13 protein-coding genes are annotated in these 25809 nt (G+C 59.6%); 5 read left to right on the forward strand and 8 right to left on the reverse strand.

The features are described 5' to 3' along the window. Nucleotides 1-39: 39 nt before the first annotated feature. The 4 genes from VMY05_01090 to VMY05_01105 all read right to left on the reverse strand — a co-directional run bounded on the left by VMY05_01090 (nucleotide 40) and on the right by VMY05_01105 (nucleotide 8012). A complete protein-coding gene (locus VMY05_01090; protein HUV29673.1) occupies nucleotides 40-3981 on the reverse strand; it encodes a glycoside hydrolase family 38 C-terminal domain-containing protein in 3942 nt (1313 codons plus the stop codon). Between the two features lie 22 nt (nucleotides 3982-4003). Further along, nucleotides 4004-5389, reverse strand: coding sequence for an ABC transporter permease (locus VMY05_01095; protein ID HUV29674.1), 1386 nt, complete (start codon nucleotides 5387-5389; stop codon nucleotides 4004-4006). Nucleotides 5390-5518: 129 nt separating this feature from the next. Beyond that, nucleotides 5519-7051, reverse strand: coding sequence for a sugar ABC transporter ATP-binding protein (locus VMY05_01100; protein ID HUV29675.1), 1533 nt, complete (start codon nucleotides 7049-7051; stop codon nucleotides 5519-5521). After that, the gene (locus VMY05_01105) at nucleotides 7041-8012 is read right to left on the reverse strand and encodes a substrate-binding domain-containing protein (GenBank protein HUV29676.1); all 972 of its coding nucleotides are present in this window, start codon (nucleotides 8010-8012) and stop codon (nucleotides 7041-7043) included. The genes VMY05_01100 and VMY05_01105 overlap by 11 nt, the downstream gene beginning before the upstream one ends. 245 nt (nucleotides 8013-8257) lie before the next feature. Here VMY05_01105 and VMY05_01110 point away from each other — a divergent pair, with 245 nt between their 5' ends. Both VMY05_01110 and VMY05_01115 read left to right on the forward strand, forming a co-directional pair. After that, nucleotides 8258-8974: a methyltransferase domain-containing protein gene (locus VMY05_01110; GenBank protein ID HUV29677.1), complete on the forward strand. Its 717-nt coding sequence runs from the start codon at nucleotides 8258-8260 to the stop codon at nucleotides 8972-8974. 24 nt (nucleotides 8975-8998) lie between these two features. After that, the gene (locus VMY05_01115; protein HUV29678.1) at nucleotides 8999-9790 is read left to right on the forward strand and encodes an alpha/beta hydrolase; all 792 of its coding nucleotides are present in this window, start codon (nucleotides 8999-9001) and stop codon (nucleotides 9788-9790) included. 172 nt (nucleotides 9791-9962) lie between these two features. On the opposite strand, the gene VMY05_01120 is transcribed toward VMY05_01115, so the two are convergent. Continuing rightward, the gene (locus VMY05_01120) at nucleotides 9963-10883 is read right to left on the reverse strand and encodes a hypothetical protein (GenBank protein ID HUV29679.1); all 921 of its coding nucleotides are present in this window, start codon (nucleotides 10881-10883) and stop codon (nucleotides 9963-9965) included. Nucleotides 10884-11289: 406 nt separating this feature from the next. Between VMY05_01120 and VMY05_01125 the strand changes: the two genes are divergently transcribed. After that, nucleotides 11290-12819 carry an SLC13 family permease gene (locus VMY05_01125; protein ID HUV29680.1) on the forward strand — a complete coding sequence of 510 codons (1530 nt, stop codon included), beginning with the start codon at nucleotides 11290-11292 and terminating at the stop codon, nucleotides 12817-12819. Nucleotides 12820-13022: 203 nt separating this feature from the next. Beyond that, nucleotides 13023-14189 carry a hypothetical protein gene (locus VMY05_01130; protein ID HUV29681.1) on the forward strand — a complete coding sequence of 389 codons (1167 nt, stop codon included), beginning with the start codon at nucleotides 13023-13025 and terminating at the stop codon, nucleotides 14187-14189. A 169-nt stretch (nucleotides 14190-14358) separates the two neighbouring features. Here VMY05_01130 and VMY05_01135 read toward each other — a convergent pair whose 3' ends face one another. After that, complete coding sequence (locus VMY05_01135; GenBank protein HUV29682.1) at nucleotides 14359-18765, reverse strand: PKD domain-containing protein; 4407 nt, start codon at nucleotides 18763-18765, stop codon at nucleotides 14359-14361. A gap of 12 nt (nucleotides 18766-18777) precedes the next feature. After that, nucleotides 18778-21303, reverse strand: coding sequence for a hypothetical protein (locus tag VMY05_01140; GenBank protein HUV29683.1), 2526 nt, complete (start codon nucleotides 21301-21303; stop codon nucleotides 18778-18780). Between the two features lie 709 nt (nucleotides 21304-22012). On the opposite strand from VMY05_01140, the gene VMY05_01145 reads away from it, so the two are divergent. Beyond that, nucleotides 22013-23536 carry a carboxypeptidase M32 gene (locus VMY05_01145; protein HUV29684.1) on the forward strand — a complete coding sequence of 508 codons (1524 nt, stop codon included), beginning with the start codon at nucleotides 22013-22015 and terminating at the stop codon, nucleotides 23534-23536. 94 nt (nucleotides 23537-23630) lie between these two features. Here VMY05_01145 and VMY05_01150 read toward each other — a convergent pair whose 3' ends face one another. Beyond that, nucleotides 23631-25799: a prolyl oligopeptidase family serine peptidase gene (locus tag VMY05_01150; GenBank protein ID HUV29685.1), complete on the reverse strand. Its 2169-nt coding sequence runs from the start codon at nucleotides 25797-25799 to the stop codon at nucleotides 23631-23633. Nucleotides 25800-25809: the final 10 nt, after the last annotated feature.

Consider the following 25809-nt stretch of genomic DNA (forward strand, 5'->3'; position numbering starts at 1 on the left):
CCTGACCGTCGTCAGGAGTACGGGACTTTTGCCGAACGGCTACCGCCTTTTTGCCTCGCCTTCGTGAAAGAGCATGTCGGCGCTGAGCGGCCGTCTTTCAAGACCCGGTCCCTGCCACGAAACCTCCAGCAGTTGCCCTCCTTTGCGCTGAAACATGCGTACGGCAATCGGGTGCAGGCCCGCTTTCAACGCCACCTCGCCCGAGATCTCCCACTCGCCGTGGATGCCGTCGTTGTCGGCGATCAACGAGCCGTCGACAAACAGGGCGCTGCCGTCATCGGAATTGACGAAAAAGTCGTACAGGCCGTCGCGGGGTACCCGCACGTATCCGGTGAAGACCAACCCGTAATCCTCTTCTTGCGCAAACTCCGGGATGGCGACGGAATCCATCGTATCTTCCCGTTCCACCGTCAGTGCATCGAAATCCGGCAGTTCCGTCCATTCTCCTTCATAGTAGCTGCAATGCAACCCGGGCATGGGACTGCCCAGATCGGCTGCGGGTCGGGGAACCAGCCGCGTAAAGGTGGTACGCGTGACGTAGCTGTCATCCGCCCCCGGGAGGAATGCCCGCGCGTTCAGTTGCGTTGTTTCCTTAACCACGACCGGAACCGCATACTGTTGTGAACTGAGTGACGGTTCACTCCCGTCCACGGTATAGTATACTGTTGCTGCCGGTACGGGGGAGTGCAGGCGGACAACCATGCTGTCGGTGAAGGAATGGCGCTCGGCGGACACCCTGGCAAGGGTTGCATGCGCAACGTCATAGAGGGGCCGGGCGGGCCGCACGGGATCGCCGCCGGTGTTGGCCATCGTCGCCGCGAGCAACCTGATGCGCGGATTGCGTGGCAATGTCAGTGTGCGTGCGTTCTCCGGGACGTCAAGCTGGAACAGGTAAAGGTAAACGAACTGGTACACCTCGTTGTATCCGTCGGGGCCGTGTCGGTGTGTGCCCGCCCAGATAACCGGTTGCCTGAGGATATAGGCGGGGGCGATTCGGCCGGCTTCCTCCACGAACTCGCCCGCGATAAGTCGGCTGTTCCACTGGCCGAGCGGCTGCGCATAGTCCTGAATCCACAGCGTCGTATCATAATCGTCGAGCGTAAAGGTACCCCCGGCCGGGCCGTCAACGGCCGCCGCCACCAGGCAGAGCCGGTTGTACTTGCCGGCCGGCAGGTTGAGCGTCTGGCCGTCGCATGAAAGCACATTGCGCGACTGAGGCGTCCTCGTCCCCAGCACCAAAGGTACGCCGTTATGAACCAGCGTGTCCGGCAGAAGCTCTGCGGGAAGGGTGTGGCCGCTGCCGTCGAAATCGCCGTCCCCTCGGTCCTCGTCCGAACTGACACCATCCAGGTTGTACGGCAGGCTCACCGGCTCGCACACGGGCGCCTGCGCTACCGGGCGCTGATCGGCGAATCTCACCGCGAACGCCCTGGGGCGGTAAGGGGTCAGGGACGTGATCAGAGTCTCGTTATCGAATTCAGCCTGACCAATCGGCTTCTCCGTTCCGTCGATTTCGCGGGCCGCCGTCAGGGGAAAAGCAAAACGGACCCGCACCGTGTCGACGGGCGCACCGGTCAGTTCCCGCAGGCGGATCACGACCTCGTCGCTGTCTTCGGCGATCTTGACGGCGTTCACCATCACCGGCGGGTGGTTCTGCCCGCCAGTCTCCACCTGCACGAGCGAGAAGCTCTTTCCCAGAGAACCGTCGTGTCGGCCGGTCTGGAATGCCAGCAGGGGTTGATTGAGCCGGGCCGCCTGCCAGGCAACGCCGCCGTCACGCCAGTCGCCGCGATGCCCCTGAAGGGCATACAACATCCTGTGGCGTCCCAGGTCCTGCGACCGCTGGTCCTCAACCCACGACCAGTTCTCGTCTATGCCGGGCGTGTGGATCAACGTAAGCCGAAGTGTACCCTCGTCGGGATGATCCCATCCGTACTTGCAGTCGTTGAGGACGGCGACACCGTATGCACCTTCCGGCGGCGTCATATCGGCCCATTGATGTCCCGGCACTTCGTACAGTTCCGGCCGGTTGACGCCCCGCTGTACCGTTCCGAGACCGAGGTCGTAGGTGACAAGCTCGGATGGTGTCGCCGGTGTCACGGCCACCTTGAGCAGCGTTTCGCGCTCGTACCATTCGATATCGTTGTCGAACTCGACGCGGTCACCGGCAGTGGAGGCGGCCAGGCGGATTGTCGTGCGGAAGACGGACTGGCCCCGACGCCGCGTCACTTGTACAGCCGCACGCACCGGGCCCTCTTCCAGAACTCGTATCTGCGTATTTTCATCGGCGAGGACCTGCGGCTGGGCCATGATATCTTCATGCTGGATTTCCCAGGCCGGCCACTGTCGTGGCTTGTTGTACAGAAGCTCCAGTGTGACCGGGCGGCTGAGAAGTCCCCGTCTTTCGACCTTATCATAGATCGAGGCGACGTCGCCGTTGCCGTTGATTTCAACCGCGTAGCGTTCGTTTTCCAGCCCGGTCAGGCCGGCTTTTACTTCTGTCATCACCTGGCACGGCGACTGCGAGGGGCGCACGTCGTAGACGGCGTACCCGACCGGCGGAACATCGGCAAGAAACAGCAGGTGCAGACTGTCTTCGTACGTCGCGCTCACCTGGGAAGGCACCTCGGCGCCGTCCGGGCCGTAGACGCGCACCATATCGGGCGCCCCGTCGACGTAGACAACCGTTGCTTCGACAACGTCCCGACGGGCGACGGCCAGCGGGTTGTAGACCACGAGTGGAACGCCCCGGCCTCGCGTGTCAAGAGCGGCCGTGGCTGATTCAACGGCACCCGTCAGGATACCGGCGAACTTGTTCAGGCAGAGGATCTCGTCGTTCCAGGAATACTGGTAGGCTTCGGGGATGCTGGTTCCGGTGAGGTCGTCGTGGAACTGGTGCCAGAGGAACTGCACCCACGTTTGTCTCAGGGCCTCGCGGGGATAGCGCGGACCGCCCAGCGAGTGGGCGATGACGGAGGCACGCTCCGCCGCGTCCGCCAGCAGTTCGTTCTTGCGGTTGAAACGCTTCATGGCGGCCTGCGACGTATAGCAGCCGACGCCGTGTCGGGTCATGAGCAGTTCGCCCTTGTACCGGGGCAGGTGCACGTCCTGGACCGACGCGACAACGTCAACGATGTCATCGGACCCCACGGACGCCACCCGAATCGGTCCGTCACCGGCTGTCGATTTTTCAAGCCAGTAAACCGATGTTGAATCAGGCGCCCCGCCCGTGTCACCGGTTCCGAAATACATGTAGGCCGCGTACAGCCCCGAGGTCTTTCCCTGCCGCTCAACCGTCTCCATCCAGGTGCTGTCCCTGCTCAGGTCGCTCTCGATTTCAGTGCCGTAACTGCCGGGCTTCAGCGCGGCGATGACGGAGGACCCGTCCACGCCTTCCCACAGACCGATATCAAACGGCACGCCGACCGATGACCCCCAGGAGAGTTTTTGCGTGGAAAAGCTTTTCAGCCCGCAGTGGGCGGCGATTGAAGGGAGCGTGTAGCCGAAACCAAAACAATCCGGCAGCAGGATGTCCCGGCTGGTCCTGCCGAACTCACGTTCAAAGAACCCGTTTCCGTACAGAGTGTGCCGGACGAGGGATTCAAAAGATGGAACATTGACGTCCGAGGCATCAACCCAGCTTCCGGCCACTCGCCACCGGCCGGCCGCGATGTACGGTTTCAGTCGTTCAAAGTCTTCAGGATAGTACTCTTTGAGCAGCATATACCGGTAGGCGCCCTCAAAACTGAAGGTGTAGTCGGGGAACCTTTCCATGAGGGCGAAATTGTCCCGAAAGGTTGCGGGAATGTATTTCGTGATCGTCTCTTTGACCGTCCACCGCCACTGGGTATCAAGATGTGACGTGGCTACCACGCACAGCGCGGGCCGTGTCTCCCCGGACACGCCGGATGGCGACTCGGTTATACTTGTGGCGGGGCAGCCCAGGACCAGGGCGGCAATCGCTGTCAGTACTCTGCACATGGTTCTCTCCTTCAGACTCGTGTCAGGCTTGTTTTTTTCGAGGCCCGGGAGGGCCTAACGATCTGAACCACTTCAGTCGGAAACCCTGTTGTTTCAGTCGATCCAGGAGGACCGCACCGAGGATGATGCATCCCAGCACCACCTTCTGCGTGTATGTCTCGACGTTGGTCAGGTTCATGCCGTTTTGCACCACGCCTATGACGAAGGCACCGATCAGGGTGCCGAATATGCGTCCCTCACCTCCCATGAGACTGGTTCCGCCGACAACAACGGCCGCGATTACATACAGCTCGTACGTCAGGCCGTAGGTCGGCGCCCCGCTTTTTAGCTGGGAGGCCATGATGACTCCACCCAGGCCGGCCAGCATGCCGCACACGGCGTACACGGAGAAGATGACCAGCCGGACCCGGATGCCGGCCAGTCGTGCCGCTTCGGGGTTTCCCCCGACCGCATAGATGTGCCGGCCGACGGCTGTCCGGGACATAATGACGTGGGCTATGATGTACAGGACAAACATGAGGATGACCGCGTACGGAACCTTGAGCAGCGGATCTGAACCCCGTCCCAGCCAGATGAAACCGTCGGGAAGGCGGTAGATGGGCTTACCCTGCGAAATGATGTACGCGACTCCGGCGGCCACTTGCATCATGGCAAGCGTGGCGATAAACGGGGGAATGCGAAAGCGGGTGATCATGAGGCCGCTGAATGCCCCCGTGGCTCCGCACACCACAATACCACCGAGAGAGGCCAGGAGCATGGCCGTGGCGGTTGCATCCGCCCCGCCGGTCTTGCCGACCAGCCAGGCCGTCAAGACGGCGGAAAGGGCGATCAGGCTGCCGACCGAAAGATCAATCCCGGCCGTGATAATGACCATCGTCATGCCGATGGCGATGATGGCGATAACGGTGATCTGGTTGGCCACGTTGCGCAGGTTGTCCGGCAGCAGGAAGGTCGGCCAGCGCCGTGCCGGTGGTGTGACCACGTCAACCTCCGAGAACTGAACAAGCTGCGCTTTGATCGCCTGCACCACCGGCGCATTCGTGTGGGTTGTAAATATCAGGTCGATCACAATCGCCGAATCGGCCATGGCCGCGAGTTTTGCCCGGACGGAAGCCGGGTCACCGGTGATGATCGAGGGGGGTGCGTATCCGTCACGCAGCAGCAGTTGCTGCAGCGAGAAGGCAAAGGCGCGGTCCTCGTCGGTCTCGCGGGCCACTATCAGCAGCCTGGCCGATGAAGGAACAACTCCTGTCACGTTCTCGAAAAGGGCCTCGGCGGCTCCGCTGCCACCCGGATGCTGCTCGCGAACGGTGAGTATGGAAAAGAGCAGGCACAGAAGCAGCAGAACACCCAGCATGCCGTACTCGGACATGACACGCGAGACCGCCGCTCGTGTCGGTTTCTTCATCGTTGTATGCACCTTCGAGTCATTCCGCCGGACGGTTTTCGGTGCGCCCAGCAACACCGTCGCCTGCCGGTAACCGCTCCATGCTGTTCCGGCGCGACAAATGTGACCTCATAACCGGAGAATGACACGTTACACCGCCAGGGCCATAATATCTTCCTGTGTTGCCTTCGCGACATCCTCTATTTCACCCGCGATTTCGCCGTCACGCATGACCAGGATTCTGTCGCTGATGCCCAGCACTTCGGGCAACTCGGACGAGATCACGATAATGGCCTTGCCTTGGGCCGCAAGCCGGCCGATCAGCAGGTACATTTCATATTTCGCCCCGACGTCAATGCCCCGCGTGGGTTCGTCGAACAGGATAACCTGCGAATTCGTTTCCAGCCATCGTGCGACCAGGAGCTTCTGCTGGTTGCCGCCGGACAGGAACGCCGCCAGCTGGCCGGGGCCTGCCAGGCGGATATTCAGATCCTGCACGCGTGCCCGAAACCGCGACAACTCTGTCGTGTGGTCAATGAACCCGAGACGCGACCATGAGGCCAGGTTCGGCAGCGCGAAATTATCTTTGGCCGAGGCCTTGAGAATAAGCCCCTGTGCCTTTCGATCTTCGGTCAGCAGACAGATGCCGTGCCTGATGGCATCCCGTGGGGAATTGATCTCGACGCGGTGACCATCGAGCAGGATATCGCCCCCTTCCTTTCGGTCAGCCCCGAAGATCAATCTTGCCACCTCGGTGCGTCCCGCACCCATCAGTCCGGCCAGTGCGAGAACTTCACCCTGCCTCACATAGAACGAAACCTCGTGTATTCGCCCGCCCGAGAGCCGCCGTACTTCCAGCCGGCGTTTCGCCGCCACGGCGCGAACCTTGGGGAATTCATCCTCTATGGGACGTCCGACCATGTGCTCGATGAGCTGATGTCGGCTGAGTTCGCCGGTGTTTCGAGTGATGATGGTCTCGCCGTCGCGCATCACCGTCACGCGGTCGGCAATGGCAAAAACTTCGTCCAGGCGGTGGGTGACGAAAATGATCCCGATACCCCGCGCGGCAAGGTCTCTCAGGATGGCAAAGAGGCGTTCAACCTCGCGCGGTGCCAGGGCCGCCGTGGGTTCGTCCATGACCAGTATCCTGGCCTCGGCCAGCAAGGCCCGCCCGATTTCCACCAACTGCTGTTGTGCGACGGTCAAATCCGTGACGAGCCGGTCCGGATCGATGTCTGCGCCCAGTCGACCGAAGACGGATTCCGTTTTGCCGCGCTCAAAGCCGGCATCGATAAGGCCTCGCCGGGTGCGCTCCCGGCCAAGGAACAGGTTGGCTCTTACGGGCAGGGACCCGACCAGGGTGAACTCCTGGTATATTGTGGCGATGCCCGCACGGAGGGCATCGACGGGCGAGTGAAAAGCCACCTGTCGGCCGAAGAGCCTGATCTGTCCCCGGTCGGCGCCGTGCACTCCCGTAAGGACTTTGATCAGAGTGCTCTTTCCGGCGCCGTTCTCGCCGACCAGCGCGTGGATTTCAGAGCCGAGCAGGTTAAATGAGGCGGACCTCAGCGCCTGAACCCCGGGAAAGGCTTTACGGATTCCGGTCATCTGAAGCACCGGCTGGACCCCGGGCTCCGGCCGTCGCTCGGTTGTCAGCGTCTCGCTCCCGTCGTCAGGACTCATGAGTATCTGTCTGGGTAAAGAGACCGCAGGGAATAAGGATGCTTGGTGCGACCTCACCACCGGAGATGTAGGTCCTGATCGCCTCTATGGTCTTCCGGCCGATCTGTTTGGGCATCTGGATAACGTCAGCATGGATTTTGCCGGCCTTGATGGCCTCACGTGCCTCCGGTACGGCATCGAATCCAACGATCATCACGCGGCCGGCTCTGCCGGCCTTTTCAACGGCCGCGAGAGCGCCGAGGGCGGAATCATCGTTGATACCGAAGATTCCTCCCAGGTCCGGGTGCGTTTGCAGCACGTCTTCCGCCGTCCGGAACGCCTGGTCCTTGACACCGTGTCCGGAGAGCTTGGCTACGATCCGGATATTCTCGTGGCGCGCGATTTCCTCTTCAAAGCCCCTGACTCGCTGGATTACCGATTCCACCTCGGGGTGATCGATGATGGCCACCTTGCCGGTTTCGCCCAGCGCTTCTGCCAGTGCCCGGGCAGCCAGACGTCCGCCGGCCACGTTGTCCGAAGCCACGTGCGAGACGATTTTCACACCCTCGGCAAGGCAAGCGATGTCGGCCGTGAACACCGGGATACCGGCGTCGTTGGCCGCCCTGACGGCCGTTCCGATCGACTTGGAGTCGCACGGGCAGACGATGATGGCGTTGACGTCGCGCACTATGAAGTCATGGACCTGGTCTTTCTGCTTGGCGACGTCAAACTCACCGGCCGTCACCAGCAGCTCGAACCCCGCGGCTTCGGCCGCTTCCCGCAATCCCGCCTCGAGATCCTGGTAAAACGGGTGCGTTCTTGTCAACAGGCTGACGCCTATGGTGACAGCGGCTTCCTGCCCCTCCGGTTGTGCCGAACCTTCCTTTTGTGATGCATCGTTCCCACAACCGGCGCCAAGCGCGGCAACGAGCAACGCAGCGATTCCCCAACGTATTTCCTTGCGAACGGTAACCTTACGCATATGTCTATTCCCTTACCAGCAAACCAGTTGCAACTACCGTAGCCTGACCTTCACGTTGGAAGCTAACCAAATTGAGCGGCCCTGGCAACTGCTTTCAGACTATAGGGGATCCCCTCAGCCGGAGATGCCTCCGGGTTGATTCTTGACCCTCGCCGCCATCCGGGTTATTCTTGTGCGACAACTTCGGGGACGGCCCTCTTTGACGCAACACCCGTTAACAAAGCCCCTGCCGCAGGGTACGGGGCATGCGAGTGCCATACTCCAGGACGCTTATGAACGATATCACTGAAGCTGCACGCCTGATCAAGGAGATGAACGAGTATTACGAGAAGCACGCACCGTGGCATGATGAGTGCATGGGGTACAAGTCGAATGCCGACATGGAGAAACTTCTGCACCCGGTGATCAAAACCCTGGAAAGTCACATTCGCGGCAAGGACGTCCTGGAAGTCGCGTGCGGGACCGGTAATTGGACACAGGTTCTGGCCCGGCGTGCGCGCTCCGTGCTGGCCGTTGACGTAAGCCCCGCAGCATTGTCAATTGCGCGAACCAAACTGTCTGCATACGAGAACGTCTCCCTGGCCGTAGCCGACGCGTATACTCTTGACGAAGTGGCCGGCACCTTCGATCTGGTCTTTGCAGCCGATTGGTGGTCGCATATTCCCAAAAGCATGATTCCTTCCCTTGTGGAGACGGTTACCGGGAAGCTGGGCCGTGGCTCGCGGGCGGTGTTTCTGGATATGTGCATGAGGGAACATTTCGAACACGAGCCGTGCTACTTTGACGCTGACGGCAACCGCGTGAGTCTCCGCAGGCTGGCTGACGGCTCAGAGTACCGGGTGGTGAAGAACTTCCCCTCAAGGGATGAGCTTTTGGAGGTCCTGAGACCATACGCAAGAAACGTGAGGTATGAGGAGTTTGTGTCGCTGAAAAGGTGGGCGGTTACGTTTGAGTCGCCCTGAGGTGAGTCAGTTCCGGGGAAGGCGATGGAGGTTTGTCTGGGAAACCTGAGAAAACACGGGGAGGCACCGTTTACGGTGGTCGTTATCCACGGTGGCCCGGGTGCGGCGGGGGAGATGGCTCCGGTGGCGCGCGAGCTTGCAGCCGAGCGGGGAGTTCTGGAACCGATGCAGACCGCAACCTCTCTTGAAGGGCAGGTTGAAGAGTTACGTGTAGTTCTGGAGCAAAACGGAGACCTTCCCGTCACTCTGATTGGTTTCTCCTGGGGCGCCTGGCTCAGTTTCATATTTGCCGCTAAGCATCCCGATTTCGTCAAGAAACTGATACTCGTTGGAAGCGGCCCCTATGAAGAAAAATATGCTTCAGGAATTCAAGACACCAGATTAGACCGTCTAACCGACAAGGAGAAGGCCGAGTTGGAGTCGGTTCTCAGGATTCTGGATAACCCGGCATCGGAAGACAGGACTGCGGCCTTCGCGCGGTTTGGAGCTCTGTTCTCAAAAGCAGATGCATACGCTCCGTTGGAGGATGAATCCGAGGCCATTGATTACCAGGTCGATGTTTTTCAGAGTGTGTGGCGGGATGCCGCGGAGTTGAGACGAAGCGGCAAGCTTTTGGCTCTCGGTAGACTTGTCAGGTGCCCGGTGGTGGCGATTCACGGTGCCTATGATCCGCATCCAGCCGAGGGAGTCGAGAAACCACTGTCGGCTATTCTCCCGAGCTTTGGATTTTTCCTGCTCAAGAACTGTGGGCACAGGCCCTGGATAGAACGTCAGGCGAGAAAACGGTTCTTCGATATTCTGAGGACGGAGATATGACCATCTGCCGGTCCGGTGGGCATTCAGGTCCGGACCTCCCGACCGGCCGTTTGTCGGGAGCAGACAGTTGGCGGGTCTTCAGGTTGAATAAACAATAGGCAGGAGCTTGGGACTCCTGCCCCGTAAAGACTGCGTTGACTGATCTCTTGGTTCTGTAATCCCAGTATCTTCCTTAGAAATTATAGGCAAAACTGACCAGTGGAATTCCCGGGAAGAAGAGGTCCTCGCCGCCCGGTGTAAAAAACCCTATATCGGCCGAGATGCTCTCACCGAAAAAGCGCACACCGTAGGAAATCAGCGGTTGATCGATCTCCGGGAAAACCCAGTTTTCACTGACGAGTGACAATCTCCGGGCAACCCTCAACTCACCTCCGATCAGGAAAGCCGGCTTCTCGGCGAAATCGTCGTCGACATATCCATCACCGAGACCGATAGTCACGCTCTTGTCGTCCGTGCCGATCGTGCATGTCCCGAACACAATACCGGCGACTTTGGGCTCCTCGACTAAATCCTGGTCGAATTGTGGGATCCTGAGAATGAGGGCGCTGCCTGCAATCGACACCAATTCGGTGACCGAGATACCGACCTTGGGAAGCAGATACCAGAGTTGTTTGTCAAAGTCGACCCCGGGGAACAGCGAACACCCCCCGCCGATGGTGATGTTGTCTGTCAGCCCATAAGCCGCGCTGGGAAAGAACAGAAGCAGATCAGAGATGTATCCTTGCCCGGCTTCCAGCGTACGTCCGGTCGGCGCAATGTATAACCTGGTCCGATTAGGATTCGGGAACCAGTACTTGCCGCCCTTTATGGACGAACTGGCCACTTCCCGTATGTCCTCGATCTGGTTAATAGCGATGGTCACCTCGCCCACCTGCGAGGAGAAGCTGATGCTGTCGGCTCTAATCTCCGTTATCCTGCCGGTGAGCATTGAGCCGTCGCGCAGGGTTATCATCTGGACTTTGTCGGCATCCGGTACACGTAACTTGTCCGGTGAGACTGTAGCGAAGAGCGACTGGCCAAGGACCGCCGTCATGCAGATGACGAGGAGAGAGACTGCCAGCAACCGAGTGGATTTCCGCGAAGTGCGCGTCATTGTACGTCCTCCTTCAACAAAGATTGAATGCGCCCAAGTTGTGTTACAGGACTTGATTAGTGCGCTTGCCTTTCAATTCCCTCATGTCAGAACGTGAACTCCCGCGTAGCTGAGTCCACGGGTTAACACGGTCGATTATATCCTTTTTGGGGTCGATTGGCAAGGATAATGCGCAGGACCCGGAAGTGCCCGCATCCGTGCTCGAGGGGTGCGGGGGAGACCGCGCCTGCGGCCGGAGTTGCCGTCGCGCGTGCCTTTCGGGGCCGGACGAAGACTATGATTACCCATGTTCTAAGGTTCTCGATGGCATCTTGCAGGTCGCCGCCACGTTCGACCGGACCTTCATTCGCATGAACAATTCAAATTGACTCTTTACGCCGCTGACGGTTATGATGCGTCATCGGCCATGAATGATGAAGATGACAGAGGACAGCCCTTCGGATACAGACGACTCCTGGGTCTGGTCGGCGGGCTGGTCGCAGCGCTGATCTTTCTCTTTGTCGATCTTGATCCCGCCAACCCCCTGGTCAGCCGCACGGCGGCCGTGGCGGCCCTGATGGCGATATGGTGGATCACGGAAGCGATCCCGATCCCGGCCACGGCGCTCCTGCCGGTGGCGCTTTTCCCCCTGCTGGGCGTCATGCCGGGCCGCGAGGTGGCGGGCACGTATTTCAACAATATCATTTTCCTGTTCATTGGCGGATTCATAATGGCGCTGGCGATGCAGCGCTGGGAACTGCATCGCCGCATTGCCTTGCGCGTTATCCTGCTGATCGGCGGGGGCCCGAAGAAGATCATTCTCGGGTTCATGCTCGCCACGGCATTTCTCTCGATGTGGATTTCGAACACCGCCACCACCATGATGATGGTCCCGATCGCGCTGGCCGTAACGCTCAAATTCGATGAATCATCCGACAGGTCGACGGGCAAGTTCGCGACCGGTCTGCTGATCGCCGTCGCCTACGCGGCCTCTGTCGGCGGCCTGGCGACCCTCATCGGTACCCCTCCCAACGCCGCTTTCGTTCAGATTTTCGCAATCAGCTTTCCGGGCGCTCCTGAAATAGGTTTTGCCCGCTGGTTTGTTTTCGGCCTGCCGTGCAGCCTGGTTATGTTGTCTTTCACCTGGCTGGTCGTGACAACCATGTTCGTGCCGCGCGGCCTGTCGAAAATCGGCGAGCGCGCCGCGTTCCGCCAGGAGTACCGACGTCTCGGTCGAATGAGTTATGAAGAGAAACTGGTGCTGATTCTCTTTACGCTCATGGCGCTGGCCTGGCTGAGCCGAAACGACCTCACTATCGGCGCCTTCACTCTGCCCGGCTGGTCATCGCTGATGCCGGTACCGTCGTTTATCGATGACGGCACTATCGCCATCGCCGTATCGCTGCTGCTGTTCGTCATTCCGTCGCGTTCCCGACCGGGCGAGCGGCTGATCGACTGGGCGACGGCATCGCGCCTGCACTGGGGCATAGTGCTGCTGTTCGGGGGGGGCTTTGCCCTGGCCGGAGGCTTCAAGGAGTCGGGACTTTCGCAGTGGCTCGCGGGGCAACTGACCGGGCTGGAGTCGGTCCCGCCGGTGGTAATGGTCGGATCGATCTGCGGCATGCTGACCTTCTTGACCGAACTGACGTCTAATACAGCCACAACTCAGATGATCCTGCCACTGCTGGCGTCGCTGGCTCTCGCGATCCATGTCAATCCGCTTCTGCTGATGATCCCGGCTACGTTGTCGGCCTCGTGCGCCTTCATGCTGCCGGTGGCGACACCGCCGAACGCCATTGTGTTCGGCAGCGGCCGCGTTCGGATGGTCGACATGGTACGGGTCGGCCTCATCATGAATCTGATCGGCATTGTTCTGCTGACAACACTTATCTACGTGCTCGGCCTGTTCGTATTCAGCATCGATCTGTCGACCATGCCTGTCTGGGCCGGGGGATAGAACGATGACGGTTGCGCGCCGGGGCTGCACGCGAGAGGACGTCCGCCAACCAACCCGGCATAGTCCTTGACAATCGCAGGCGCCGGCGTTATTCTTGTGTTGTAATACGGGGGTTTGACTTCTTCGACATGACACCCGAGAACTGAGAAGCCCCTCGCATGCGACGGGCTACAGGGCCCTATCTCATGTCGGGGCATGTGTCCATGACTAAACTGTCGCTGTCTATCGCAGCGTTTGCGATTCTGCTGGCCGTTCAGGATCTGCCGGCGGAGGACAATAGTATTGAGCTGAAGCATTACCGGGTGCTTCTGACCGACGGTTCCAGGACTGAAGGTCGCCGTGGCCTATTGACTTCTGATGGATTCGAGGGGGTGTCACTAAGAGGCTCACACATATCGATTCCCGGAGATGAGATCTGGAAGCTCCAGCGTCCGGGCGGCACCGAAGCGCGTAAAGGGGCTATGCTCGGGGGGGCGCTCGGTGTATTTACCGCCTTCGTTGTGTATCTAAAAACCAGTGCGGACGATACGGAAGGTCTGTTCGGGGAAAGCAACCGCCATATGATTGTACCGCTCTTTGGCGGTTGCACAGCGGTCGGAGCTTTGATTGGAGTTGCGTTTGGCTCAGCCGTGACGGCCTGGGAGAACGTACCTCTGGAACCGGTCTTTGGTTCTCGCCCGGGGTTCGGGGGCAACATCCCGCCCGGCACAGGCTCTGTGGACGTGGAAAAGCAGCCGAGGCATCGAGGGGCTGCGTTCTTGTCCTTTACCGGGGGCAGTTTCCGCCTTTCGTATCCGCGAATTGAATTACTTGGTGTCGGCTACGATTATAAGGATGTTTACGGAAGCAGGGATGGGTTGTCCTATGGAGGAGAAGCCGGCATTGGCGTGGCAGATATCGGGCTCTTTCTGTGCGTTAAGTATAGAACGTGGAAGAAAAGCGGTACGCCGGTAGAAATCGGCCTTATCGATTTTGACGGGACGGCAGTCTGGAAACAGAGTTTTCTTCATATAGGCTTGCGGCATTTCCTGGTAGATTCGACGAAGCGGAGCAGGGTTTTGGTTCCCTTCGTCGGAGGGGGGATAATCCACACTGATGCAGAGGAGACAATACGCGGGCAGGTCGATTATCAGGGCGAACAGGAATACATGGACTTGACCGTACAAGCAGACGGGACTGGTTGGTACATAGAAGGCGGGGCAGACTTGTTCGTTCTACGAATCGTATCAATCAGAGCAGTAGTGGAGTATTCCAAACTGGCTATGGGTTTTGCAGCAGAGGGTTCCCGGTATCACATCGACGGTGGTGGCGGTGTTTACGCCGGTGTATCAGTCAGCTGGTTCTTCGGTAGGTCGATGAAATCGCCTTAGATCGGCAGCTTCACGCTGCGTCTTAGCCCGCGCTGCGCTCAGGTTCGATCATCGATGCTTCTAGTGTATAGGGAATGTACGTGCATACGGGTGTCGTTTGTCGATACACAACACAAAACCTCCCCCCACGGTCGGACCATGAGGGGAGGTTTGTCATATGCGTTAGTTACTACTTGAAGCGGACTTCGTTCGATTTCTGCACTACAGGCAGATTGTTCGAGGTTATAACCTCAATCGAAGCCGCGCCGCCGCCGGTCGGCGTGCGACCCTGAAGGGCACGAACGCGGTACCGCAACTCGATCGTCTGCGACGGATCGACCCGCTCCAGGGTTACGTTCAACGTTTGAGCGCTGACGTCGGCCGTGATGGCCCTGCCGTCGATGGTGGCGCTGTTGCCGATGTACTCAACGCCGTCGGGCAGAACGTCGGTCAGGACGGCGTTCTCGGCGGCGATGGTTCCGACGTTCTCGACCGTCAGGACGATCTCCCATGAGTCATCCAGACCGATCTCCATCGGAGTGGGCGGCGGCTCAAAGAGGGTGTCGAACTTCACCGGATCGAGAGCCAGCGAGGTTGAGCTTTCCCACTTGTCCGCCCCAAGGACGGCCGGATCGATGAAGCCGGCGACCCTGGCCTTGATGATTACCTCGGTGCGGCGGTTGCGTTGCCAGGCCTTCTCGGTGTGGCCGGTGTCAATCGGACGAGTGGCCGCGAAACTCTCGTAGGCCAGCCGGTCACGGTCGACGCCACGGTTTTCCACGAGCCAGTCAACGACCGCCCTGGCACGAGCCTCGCCAAGCTCCCAGTTGGAGGGGAACCGCTTGGTGTGAATCCGGCGATAGTCGCAGTGACCCTCGACCTTGATGTCGGCATCGGCGTATTTCTGAATCGAATCCGCCACCGCCTCCAGTTGCGAGATAGCCGGCGGCTGGAGAAACGCTTTGGCGGTTATGAACAGCGCCGGGGTCAGGGTGACCTGGATGTCCTGCGGAGGAGCGAGCTGCAACGGCCCCACCGCTACCTCGATGGGCTCGGAAAACACCGGCCTGGCCGGCTCTCCGGCCCGCGCCAGGTCGCCTTCGAGATACACCTTGTTGGTCAGGAACCGCCGGACGCCGGGTGACAGGTCCCTGAGCGAATAGTACGCCGACTTCTGCAGCCGTTCCTGCGCCGCGCTCACCTCGTAGACGAGCTGACTGCCGTCTCGTATGGGTACGAGCGACAATTTCTCGTCAAGCATGAGACGCGCGTCTGAAGGGAAGGAATCGACCACCCGAACCTGCGTCGGGTCGGCCAAACCGTTGGACTTGATGTCTATCTGGTAGTCGACCATCGCGCCCAGACTGTCGGTAATCTTCTCCGGGTTCAGCCTGGCCGTCTTGGTAACCTTGACCGTAGGAACGATCGAGGCCTTTTTCGTGATATCAAGGTGCGGGTACTCGGGGCAGATGCGGAAGATGACGTAGGATTCGCCCGTCTCGTGAACGTGAACGAAGACCGACGCCTGAGCACCCTCGGGAATGTAGTAGCCGTCAAGGTCTCTCTCGTCCAGAGCCACGACGCGTTCACCGGCCCTGACGGTGCTGAAGTAGAACATGCCCTCCTTGTTGACACGCGACTGCGAGCCGTCGTCGAGGTAAACGTCCGTGCCGACGGGAGCGTAATCCATATCGGCGATGCCGTCACCGTCGCAATCGACCATAACCTTGCCGCGTATGGCTCCGGTCAGGGTGTAGCTGAGGACGTAAATCTGAGCCACCGCCCGGTTGGAACGAACCAGGTTCGCGCCCTGGTAACCGTACGCCCTGGCGACGTTCTCGTTCACCCCGGGGTGGGCCGAGGCGCCGATGAGGGCCGTATACTCGACCGTGATAGTACCGCTTGGGGGCAGCTCGTCCAGCGGCCAGTCGTAGGGGTTGTCACCGGCCGGGTCGGATACGCTTGCGCTGTTGCGAAGTGACGTGCCGGCGGTGTAGAAGATGCCGCCCGGCATCGTGTCGATCACATGCACGTCCGTGAACAATTGGTTCGTGTAGTTCTCGACCGTGATCGTGAAGCGGACGAGGTCGCCGAACATCCCGCTCGGTTTGCTGACGGTCTTGGTAATCACGATGGGCACCAGGCTGACGGCCGTCACGACCCGGTTGCTCTGTTCGCCGCCCAGAGAGCTGTTGACCAGCGCGGTGTTGGGAATCTCCTGTCCGCCCGCGACGTCGGGATCGATCGTTACCTGGAAGCTCAGCGTTCTGGACTCGAACGGGCTGAAGTCGCCCAGGTCCCAGAACAGGCTGTCGGTGGCGGGATCCCAGACACCTCCGCCGGTAATGGAGCCGGGGACGTATGTCGTGGAATCGGGGATGGCGTCAAGAACAACCACGTCCTGTGCTATCGCGGGATTGTCATTGATAACGGTAATCGTATAAGTAAGCGGGTCACCCGGGGAAGCCAGCGTGGCGCTGACGTCTTTGCTGATTCCCATGGTACCGGTGGGTTCATCGACTACGGTCTCAACCCTGTTGCTGACCCACAACAGGGGGTAGGCGGCGGCCGCGCTCGGTTCATCGAAGCTTGCGACAGCCAGGTTCGAGACTACCGTCGGGAACTTTGTAAACGGCCCGTCAAGAATGACCTTGAAGGACAACTGCACTTCCTTACCTGAATCCGGAGCCGGGATGTTCCATCTGACCAGGTCCTCTCCGGGATCGTAGCTGCCTACCCCGATGATACTGCCGGGAACGTAGCCGGTCGAATCCGGTACGGTGTCAACGACCATGATTGGTCCCTCAATATCCCGGCTGTTGTTTCTTATCGTGAGCGTGTAGAGCAGCGTGTCGCCGCTGAAGGCGGTCGTCTTATCGACTTCCTTTGTTATCGATAATGAGGGCGAGACCTTTATAATCCCGGAGGTCATGTCCTGCCCGCAGGCATCGACAACCGTCAACTCCACCGTGTAGGTGCCGGTGTCCGTATAGACGTGCGTCGGATGCTGCGCGTCCGAGGTTCCGCCGTCGCCGAAGTCCCACGACCAGGAGTCGATGCCAAGCTCGCTCGTGGAAAGGTCGGTGAAGTCGACCGAGAGCGGGGCAGTGCCGCTGTTGCGTGAGGCGCTGAAAGCGGCGGACGGCCCGCCGTACACGGTGACATATTTCTCCTTGGTGACGCGGAGGGTGTCGTCGCCGTTGACGGCCGCAAGGGCAACGGTGTACTTCCCGGCCGCCTTGTATATATGCTGAACGTCTTGGCCGGAGCCGGCGTTGTCACCGCCGCTGTCGGGATCGCCGAAATCCCAGATCCACTCGCTGATCTCACACGGACCGCTGTAAGTCCCGGCAAAGTCGACGGTCAACTCGGCGCATCCCTGCAAGGGCTTGCCGGAAAAGTCCACCGAGCAGATATCATAGACGTAGATATACTCGACCTTCTCCTCGGTGTCCTCTCCGCACTCATCACTGACCGTCAGCGTGACTGTGTACCGACCAGCAGCCGTGTAGGTGTGCGAAGGGTCCTGCACGTCGGACGTGCCGCCGTCGCCGAAATCCCACGACCAGGTGTTGATCTTCAACTCGCTGGTGGAATGATCCTTGAAATCGACGGTCAGGGGAACAAGCCCGGACCTCGGATCACCGCTGAAGTCAGCCGTCGGGCCGCCAAAGACCGTTATATACTTGGTCTTCGTTTCGGTATCATCACCGCAGGCGTTGCTGACTTTGAGCGTCACGTCGTAGACACCCGCATCGTTATACGTGTGGGTGGGATGCCGGTCAGTCGAGGTCGTGCCGTCACCGAACTGCCATGACCAGGACTCGGCGTGTTGCGACAGGTCGGTGAACTTTACCGCCAGGGGAGCACAGCCCTCGGTAGGATCAGCCTTGAAATCAGCGGTAGGTTCGGGGAGCACGGTGATGTACTCAGTCTTTTTTTCGGTGTCATCACCGCAGATGTTGGTCACAGTCAGGGTAACGTCGTACGTGCCGGGAGCGGTGTAGGTATGGCTCGGATTCTGTTCGGTCGAGGAACCGCCGTCGCCGAAAGTCCATGCCCACGTATCGGGATAGGTCGACTGGTCTTCAAAGCTGACCTTGAAGGGGCTGCAGCCGGTTCGTGACTTGGTCGTAAAGTCGGCCGTGGGGGAGGTCTTGATCTCTACGTAGTGGCTCTTGGTCTCGGAGTCCTGGCCGCCGGGTCCGGTGACCGTAAGGGTGATGGTATACAGGCCCGGTGACATGTACCAGTGGGTTGGATTCTCCTCGACCGAGTAGTTGGCGGCGCCGCTGGCGGGATCACCGAAGTCCCATTGCCACTGGTAGATGTAGCCCTGCGAATAGTCGGTGAAGTGCACCTTGAGCGAATCGCAGCCTTTTCTTGGGCAGGCGCAGAAATCGGCCACCGGCGGCGGACATGCGGCTATGTCAGTGTCGGGGCTGAAAGTATGAAGCTCTCTGGCAAGGGGGCTGTCACATTCGCCGGAACAGCCGCTTTCGGCTCGTGCCGGCAAAGCCCAGAAAACCAGTACGCACGTTATCAGCAGGAGCGTTATGGCGACGCGCCCGCAATTGCTGTTATGATATGTTGTCATCACGGCACGCTCCTACATCTTTCCCGTAAAGCGAACGAAGACACCCTGACCGGTATAGTCCCGATCCGGGTGCAGATCGATATCGCTCTGGATTCGTTCATAGCCTACGGAAGCTCGATACCAGTGGTGGCTGTCATAGCCGACCTCCAGTTTCGCAAATGTCTTTTCGTCGTTAAGGGGATCGTTCAGCAGGATGCCCTTGATTGATGCCCTGGCAAAGAACCCGTTTACTATGGAGGCCGCGCCGCTGACAAGCACTATGTACGACGACGCCGTTACTTGCGCACCCGGCGGGTAGCTGTGCAACTGCCAGCGTCGTATCAGTCCCGCCGTAAACTCGTTGAAACGGTCCTTGTTCCAGTTGACCCGCAATCCGAGATCCCAGGTCTTGTCACGTGAATACTCGGGATAATGCCTGGCCGTCCTGCGGTATTCGCTCTCGCCGTTGAACGACAGGTGATGCGTGTGGAAATAGGTCACCTGCCCGAGAAGGAAGTCGTTGGTGACACGATAATCACCGGCACGCTGCAACTCGTACCGTCCGACCTTCCCGAGAGCCTTTACCTTCTTTAGCGGCAGGTATTCCAGGGCGAAGGTTTCGGCCCATTCCAACTGCTTCAGGCCGTCATCCTGCCAGAATGTGACATTGTTGCGGGGAACCGTGTAGCGTTTATACTCGTACGTGGTCAGCGTATTGACGTTGTCGTGAGGCCTGAACTGCACCGTGAGAAACGACACGTCCTGCCGCTCATCGTAGAGGTCCAGCGCTCGATCCTTGCGCAGAGAGAATCGCTGCGTGACGGCTATATTGGCCCGTTCACTCGGTTTGCTGGTGAGGGTCAGGGCCAGTTGGTTGGTGTTGGCGTCGTGGTCTCCGATCTGCAGTTCGTTTCGGAACAGGATCAGCTCATACGCGGCCTTGTAACCGAACTGCCCGAGCACGGAGACGTCCTCTAGACGCCCGCCCAGGTCAACAATGGCGCGATTCTGATAGTTGTCCTCGTGAACAGCGTTGGCCACGTCCTCGTTGTCTCGCCGCTCGAGCCGTAACCCGAATCCGAGTTCGGTCCGCAGGTCGTTGCGATATCCCAGCGTGTAGACCTTTTCATCGCGGAGGCCGTCGTACGGGTTGAACTGACCGTTGGCCTTGAGACCGCGCGTGTCGGCAAACCCGGCCGTGGCCCGCTGCCGTTCCGTCAGTTGGTAATCACCGCCGATCTGCAGCCACCGCTGGTTCTTGTTGGGGTCAAGGTCGGCATTGGTGAACGATCTGAACTGATCTTCGATCTTCCGAAAATCGGCGCGGAGTGTCAGATCGTCGATGACTTCCGTCCTGGCTCCGACGCGGAGCGCCATGAACTGATCGTCGACGCCGGGGTTCTCAGTGCCGGCGACCTCGAAGTAGCCGGTGGTATGATCTTCCACCTTGAAGGAACCGTCAGCGGCCAGCAGGTCCTCGGGTTCCTCGATTCCCGGCCCGATGGCCCCGTCATCGAGATTGCGATGCAGGTAGCTGCCGCTCACCTGGACGTCGTCATTCGGCGCGACCCTGGCGCGGCCGCCCATGATGTCGTCGTTGTCACTGCGCAGGTAATCGAACGTGATGACGACGTAGACGGGATCGGCCGAAGCGGTCTCGCTGGCGACCGGTTGATGAAGCAGGACCCGCCCGCGCAGGTAATCGACGTTATAGTCGATGTCGCGGACGAGAGTTCTCGAGGAGAGCACGGTCGTTTCGTCGAACCGATCGCGGACCTGGATCTTGACTTCTTCACTGCCTCGCGTGATCGGTGCACGGCTCAGATCGAAGGGTCCGCTGGTTCCGTTGGCGCGAATACCGATGGCTCCGCCTTCCCGGTACGACTTGCCTTCCAGCTTGCCGCCGACGGCTTCCAGGCCGACGCGGCCGGTGTGCAGGTCGGTGTAGACGCCGAATACGGATCGCTGATGCAGGGTGAATTGAGCACCCTTGAAGCTTGGACGAAGCGATCCGCCTTCGACGACGCCGTACTCGTCGTTTTCGAGGCGCATCAACAGCTCAAGGCGTGACGGTTCCTGAGGCTGAGTCAGGAGGCGCGTATCGAGATTTTCCAGTTCCCACTGGCGGTTGGGATCGTACACGCCGCGCCCGGTGAAGCGCCAGCCGTCCCAGAGCGGTTCCCTTGATTCAACCGACATCTTGAGGCGAAATATCGACGGATCGACGGTCTGATACTCATCTCCTATCCGGGAATCGACAATTACGGCGCCGTTGACCAGGAAATCTCGGGTCGCGTTGCCGTTGGCCAGCAGCGACAATCGGTAGTTCGTCGAGAAGTCGGTACTGAGGTTCGGATTGGAACTCTCAAACGCTTCCTTGTTGCCGCTGACGTCAAGAACCTGCATGGTTAACTCACCGAAACCAAGCAGGAATAGATCCTGACCGTTTTGAGGTGAATACCGCGAGCTTATTATCTTGCCGTCCGACGGCTGAGCCGCCAGAAAGATCAGAAGCACGGCGGTCATCCCCAGTTGAAAACACTTACTTGAGGAGGTCATAGACGTATGTCCTGCGCTTTAGAAGTGTGATTTGGACTGTGCTGTTTCCGTTCTGCCAGGCATAGCCTGACAAAAGAACGCTGCATGTATGAAAATACTGATCGTCAAAGGCCGAGATGCCGTTGCGAAAATATACTATATCTATCCTGAAATGTCAATGCTCTAATCCGTTATGAAGGCCCATCTGACCCGCTCCGGCCGCCCTTTGTATAAAAATCGTACAGCGCAGGGAAGGATCGAAGGTGATGCGCGCCAAGACGGGCATACCGCCGTGGATTCCACCCGAAAGAAGGACCGGGAACAACCAATTTGCGGGAAACGGATCGTAATAGGCGTATATACGTTGCGCGTCGCCGAACCAGGTCGGCTTTGGTTGATCTGCATACCCGGACGTCCCCGATTTACGTAGGTTGCCTTGACGTACACGGTCTGCAACCGGCCGCAACGGGTTCACGGGTTTCCACATAATACAAGGTCAGCGAACCGCCCCGTACGTTCGCGGTGATCTATGCTCATCAGCGACTTTGTCTTTGCCGTTCGGCGTCGAAAGCAGTATACTTGACACCCGGAAGCGACCTTACCGCGTGTAAGGCAAAACCGGGAAAGATATTTGCAGTAAGGATACAACCTAGGTGCGTGAAGGTTCAGCGGCTGGACGGTCCCTCGTTACCCGTCAGCCTGAATTCGCGCACGTTCGAGGAGGCAGGACATGACGCCACAGAACATCTATACCGATCTGAAGCATCGTATGAAGGAGATCGCCACTCTTGGGTCCACGGGCGGCGTTCTATACTGGGACCGGGAGGCTTACCTGCCCCGCGCGGCTGACGAACACCGGGCCGAACAACTTGCCCAGATCAGCCGAATGATGCACGAGTGGATGACGGACCCGAAGGTAGGGGAGTGGCTTGCCGCCGTCGAGGGTTCCACGCTGGTCAAGGATGCTCAGTCGGAGGCCGCGGTCAACGTCCGTGAATGGCGACGTATGTATGACCGAGAGACCAGGCTTCCGGGCGAATTCGTTCAGGATTTCGCGCGCACGACCTCCAGGGCCACCACGGTGTGGGCGGAGGCGCGCAGAAAGTCAGATTTCGAACTGTTCCGACTGCACCTCGAGAAAATAATCGACCTGTGTCGCAGGAAAGCCGACTTCATCGGCTACAGCACCGAGAGATACGATGCGCTCCTGGACGGATTCGAGCCGGGAGCGAAGGCGGCCGATGTCGAAACGGCTTTCAAGGGACTTCGCACCGACCTCGTCGAGTTGGTAGGTAAGATCTCGGACGCTGACAGGAAGCCGGACATCGGCATTCTGAAACGGCCGTATGACGTCGCCAGGCAGAAGGTTTTCGCCGAGTCCATGGCCGCGGCGTTGGGATATGACTTCGCGGCCGGTCGCGTCGATGAAGCGGTGCATCCGTCGTGCAATCCCCTCGGGCCACGCGATACGCGGATTCTCACCCGGTATTATCCGGAGGACGTCGCCGAGGGCATCACCGGTATCGTCCATGAAGCCGGTCATGCGCTGTACGACATGAGCCGGACTGACAAGGAGCATTGGGGGACGCCGTTAGATGAGACGGCGTCGCTCGGCATCCACGAGTCTCAGTCCCGGATGTGGGAGAACATCGTCGGCCGTTCGCGGGAGTTCTGGGAATACTTCTTCCCGCAGTTGCAGCGTTTGTTCCGCGACGAGACGGCGGGCGTTACGCTGGATGAGTTCTACGGTGCAATGAACTGGGTGTCCCCGTCGTATATTCGCGTAGAGGCCGACGAGGCGACCTACAATCTTCACATTATGCTCCGTTTCGAGCTGGAGCGGGCCATCATCGCCGGTGACGTCGAAGTATCAGACGTTCCCGGTGAGTGGAACAGCCGCTTCAAGAACTATCTCGGCATCGAGGTCGACAGGGATGCCAACGGGTGTCTTCAGGATATTCACTGGTCCCACGGGGCCTTCGGTTACTTCGCGACGTATGCGTTGGGGAACCTGTATGCGGCCCAGTTCTGGAGCCAGGCGCAGAAGGATCTGCCCGGGTTACCGGAGGATTTCTCGCAGGGTAAATACGCCCGGTTGCTCGGCTGGCTGCGCGAGAATGTCCACAGCCAGGGGTCCAGGTACCCCGCGGCTGACCTGTGCCGGCGCATTACCGGGGAACCGTTGTCTCACCGACCCCTGCTTGACTACCTGTACGCCAAGTACGCGGACATTTACGGTATCAGCAGGGGCTGAGGCTGAACCGGCCCGCGGAGCAATCCGGGAACCTCCCCGAGCATCCGCGTATTCAGCCACGGGGCAAGCGGCAACCCGAACGCGCACGGCTGCTCTATTCGGGCTGCGGTGCGCTGATATCCACGCCGAGCCTGTCAAAGAGAAACGCATACACGTCCACCCAGAGCGCAATATCTTCGCTCAGCGAACTGCCGATCCCGTGCCCGCGGCCGGAGGTCGCTCTCAGGAGAGCCAGACTGGTCGGGCTGGCCGCCTGCATTCTTGCCACCATCTTGCGCGAGTGGTAGGGGTAGACCCGGCCGTCGTTCTCATCGGCAGTGAAAAGAACGTCGGGGTAGCGCGTGTTGTCGACCACGTTGTGATACGGTGAATACGCGTACAGCGCCTTGAACTGCTCCAAAACCTTCACGGTCCCGTATTCAGTCACGTTAAACGCGCCGTTGGGGTCCAACTCCACTCGCAGCATATCAAGAACGCCCCTCTGGCAGACGACCGCCCGAAAGAGTTCCGGATGCTGCGTCATGGTGGCGGCGACCAGGAGTCCGCCGTTGCTTCCTCCCCTGATGGCCAGCCTGGACGGACTGGTGTAGCCGGCGTCGATCAGGTAGCGGGCGCAGGCGGCAAAATCATCGAAAACGTTCTGCTTGTTGACCAGGTTGCCGGCAAGGTGCCAGTCCTCCCCGAACTCACCTCCACCGCGCAGGTTGGCCACGACGTATACGCCTCCATGGTTCAGCCACAGACTGAGCTGGCGATCGTACCACGGTGACTGGCTGGAACCGTAGCCCCCATAGCCATACAGGATCGTCGGGTTCACCCCGTTGAGCGTCACGTCCTTGCGTAGCATGATGTTGATGGGGACACGCGTACCGTCTTTGGAGGTGACAAACTCACGCACGACTTCAATATCGCCAAAGTCGGCCGGCGAAGTAACAAAGAGCGCCGTCCGCACCAGTCTGTTCTCCGAAAGATCGTACGTATAGCAGGCGTCCGGTTCCACGTAACTCTGGTTTCTGAAAAGGACCTGGTTGCCGCCCAGGGAGACCATGTCTCTTACCGATGAAACCGGAAGAATCGGAATCACCTTCTGAAAAACGCCCGATCGGTCCAGCACGCGGATCTGCGACGGACCGCCCACTATGTCTCTGATGAATATGGCTTCGCCAGTGAGCAGGAAATCGCTGATGACGACGTCACTTTCCGCCACCACGGTTGTGGCCGCGGAAAGGTTCGTGTACCCGGCGGGCAAGCGAAGGATTTTCCCCCAGGGGGCATTCTTGTGTGACAACAAGTACAGGGAGTTGTCATGACCGAACTTTGCGTCCGGAATCATATCCGAATGTTCGGTGACCTGTTTCCATCGCCCGGCCGGGCCGCGCAGGTAGTGAGCGTACTCGCCGCCGTCGCCGTTGGCGACCCGGGCCAGCACGTAGGTGTTGTCCGGTGACGTCTCGAATTGTATCTCGGCGATGGCCGGGAATTCCCTGCCGATCTCGTACGTATCATCCTCGGTCGAAGTGCCGAGTTTGTGAAAATATACTTGCTGGTAGAAGCGGAGCTCTTCCGGGGGGCGCTCGCCCGGGCGTGGGTAACGGCTGTAATAGAAACCCGAACCATCGGCCAGCCACGCGACGTCACCTCCGGCGGTGGGGCCGTTGACGCGGGGGACGACGTCCGGCAGCGGCTTTCCCGTGGCGACTTCAAACACGTGGACGTCGCCGTCTTCCGTGCCTCCCCTGGAGAGAGATACGGCTACGAGTTTCGCATCGGGAGAGACGACATAGAAGTCGATGGAGGTCAGGCCGCTGGTATCCAGCGCGTTGGGATCCAGGACAAGCCGCTCTGAGGCAAGGTCATGCGGTGATTCCATCGTCACAAGCATCGGCTGGTCTTTGGCGGGGTCTTCCTTGAGTACAAACAGGTGACCTGCCCGATACTGAAACCAATAGTACTCCGGCGAGGCCTCGCGGTACAGTTGCTGCAACCGGCCGGCGATAGCTTCGCGGACCGGGATGTCGCCCAGGAAGCTGCGTGCATAACCGTCCTGTGCCTCGGTCCATTGCTTCACCTCCGGATCAGTACCGTCTTCCAGCCACCTGTAATTGTCGACGACCTGCACGCCGTGATAGGTGTCCGTAACGGGTCTGACGGCCGTGGTGGGAACGTCGGCGGGTCCGGCACCGCAGCCGGCCAGGGTCAGGCAGATTATCGGGATTGCCAGAAGGGAAAGCGACGTCGAAGTCGGTTTTTGGAGGCTACTCATGGTACTGGTT

The organism is Acidobacteriota bacterium (assembly GCA_035529075.1).
In the GTDB taxonomy this organism is placed as follows: domain Bacteria; phylum Zixibacteria; class MSB-5A5; order GN15; family FEB-12; genus DATKXK01.

What these genes read in the sequence shown, in the direction of transcription:
- VMY05_01090 (HUV29673.1), bottom strand. Translation starts at nt 3,981, where the DNA reads ATGTGCAGAGTACTGACAGCGATTGCCGCCCTGGTCCTGGGCTGCCCC.
- VMY05_01095 (HUV29674.1), bottom strand. Translation starts at nt 5,389, where the DNA reads ATGAAGAAACCGACACGAGCGGCGGTCTCGCGTGTCATGTCCGAGTAC.
- VMY05_01100 (HUV29675.1), bottom strand. Translation starts at nt 7,051, where the DNA reads ATGAGTCCTGACGACGGGAGCGAGACGCTGACAACCGAGCGACGGCCG.
- VMY05_01105 (HUV29676.1), bottom strand. Translation starts at nt 8,012, where the DNA reads ATGCGTAAGGTTACCGTTCGCAAGGAAATACGTTGGGGAATCGCTGCG.
- VMY05_01110 (HUV29677.1), top strand. Translation starts at nt 8,258, where the DNA reads ATGCGAGTGCCATACTCCAGGACGCTTATGAACGATATCACTGAAGCT.
- VMY05_01115 (HUV29678.1), top strand. Translation starts at nt 8,999, where the DNA reads ATGGAGGTTTGTCTGGGAAACCTGAGAAAACACGGGGAGGCACCGTTT.
- VMY05_01120 (HUV29679.1), bottom strand. Translation starts at nt 10,883, where the DNA reads ATGACGCGCACTTCGCGGAAATCCACTCGGTTGCTGGCAGTCTCTCTC.
- VMY05_01125 (HUV29680.1), top strand. Translation starts at nt 11,290, where the DNA reads ATGAATGATGAAGATGACAGAGGACAGCCCTTCGGATACAGACGACTC.
- VMY05_01130 (HUV29681.1), top strand. Translation starts at nt 13,023, where the DNA reads ATGACTAAACTGTCGCTGTCTATCGCAGCGTTTGCGATTCTGCTGGCC.
- VMY05_01135 (HUV29682.1), bottom strand. Translation starts at nt 18,765, where the DNA reads ATGACAACATATCATAACAGCAATTGCGGGCGCGTCGCCATAACGCTC.
- VMY05_01140 (HUV29683.1), bottom strand. Translation starts at nt 21,303, where the DNA reads ATGACCTCCTCAAGTAAGTGTTTTCAACTGGGGATGACCGCCGTGCTT.
- VMY05_01145 (HUV29684.1), top strand. Translation starts at nt 22,013, where the DNA reads ATGACGCCACAGAACATCTATACCGATCTGAAGCATCGTATGAAGGAG.
- VMY05_01150 (HUV29685.1), bottom strand. Translation starts at nt 25,799, where the DNA reads ATGAGTAGCCTCCAAAAACCGACTTCGACGTCGCTTTCCCTTCTGGCA.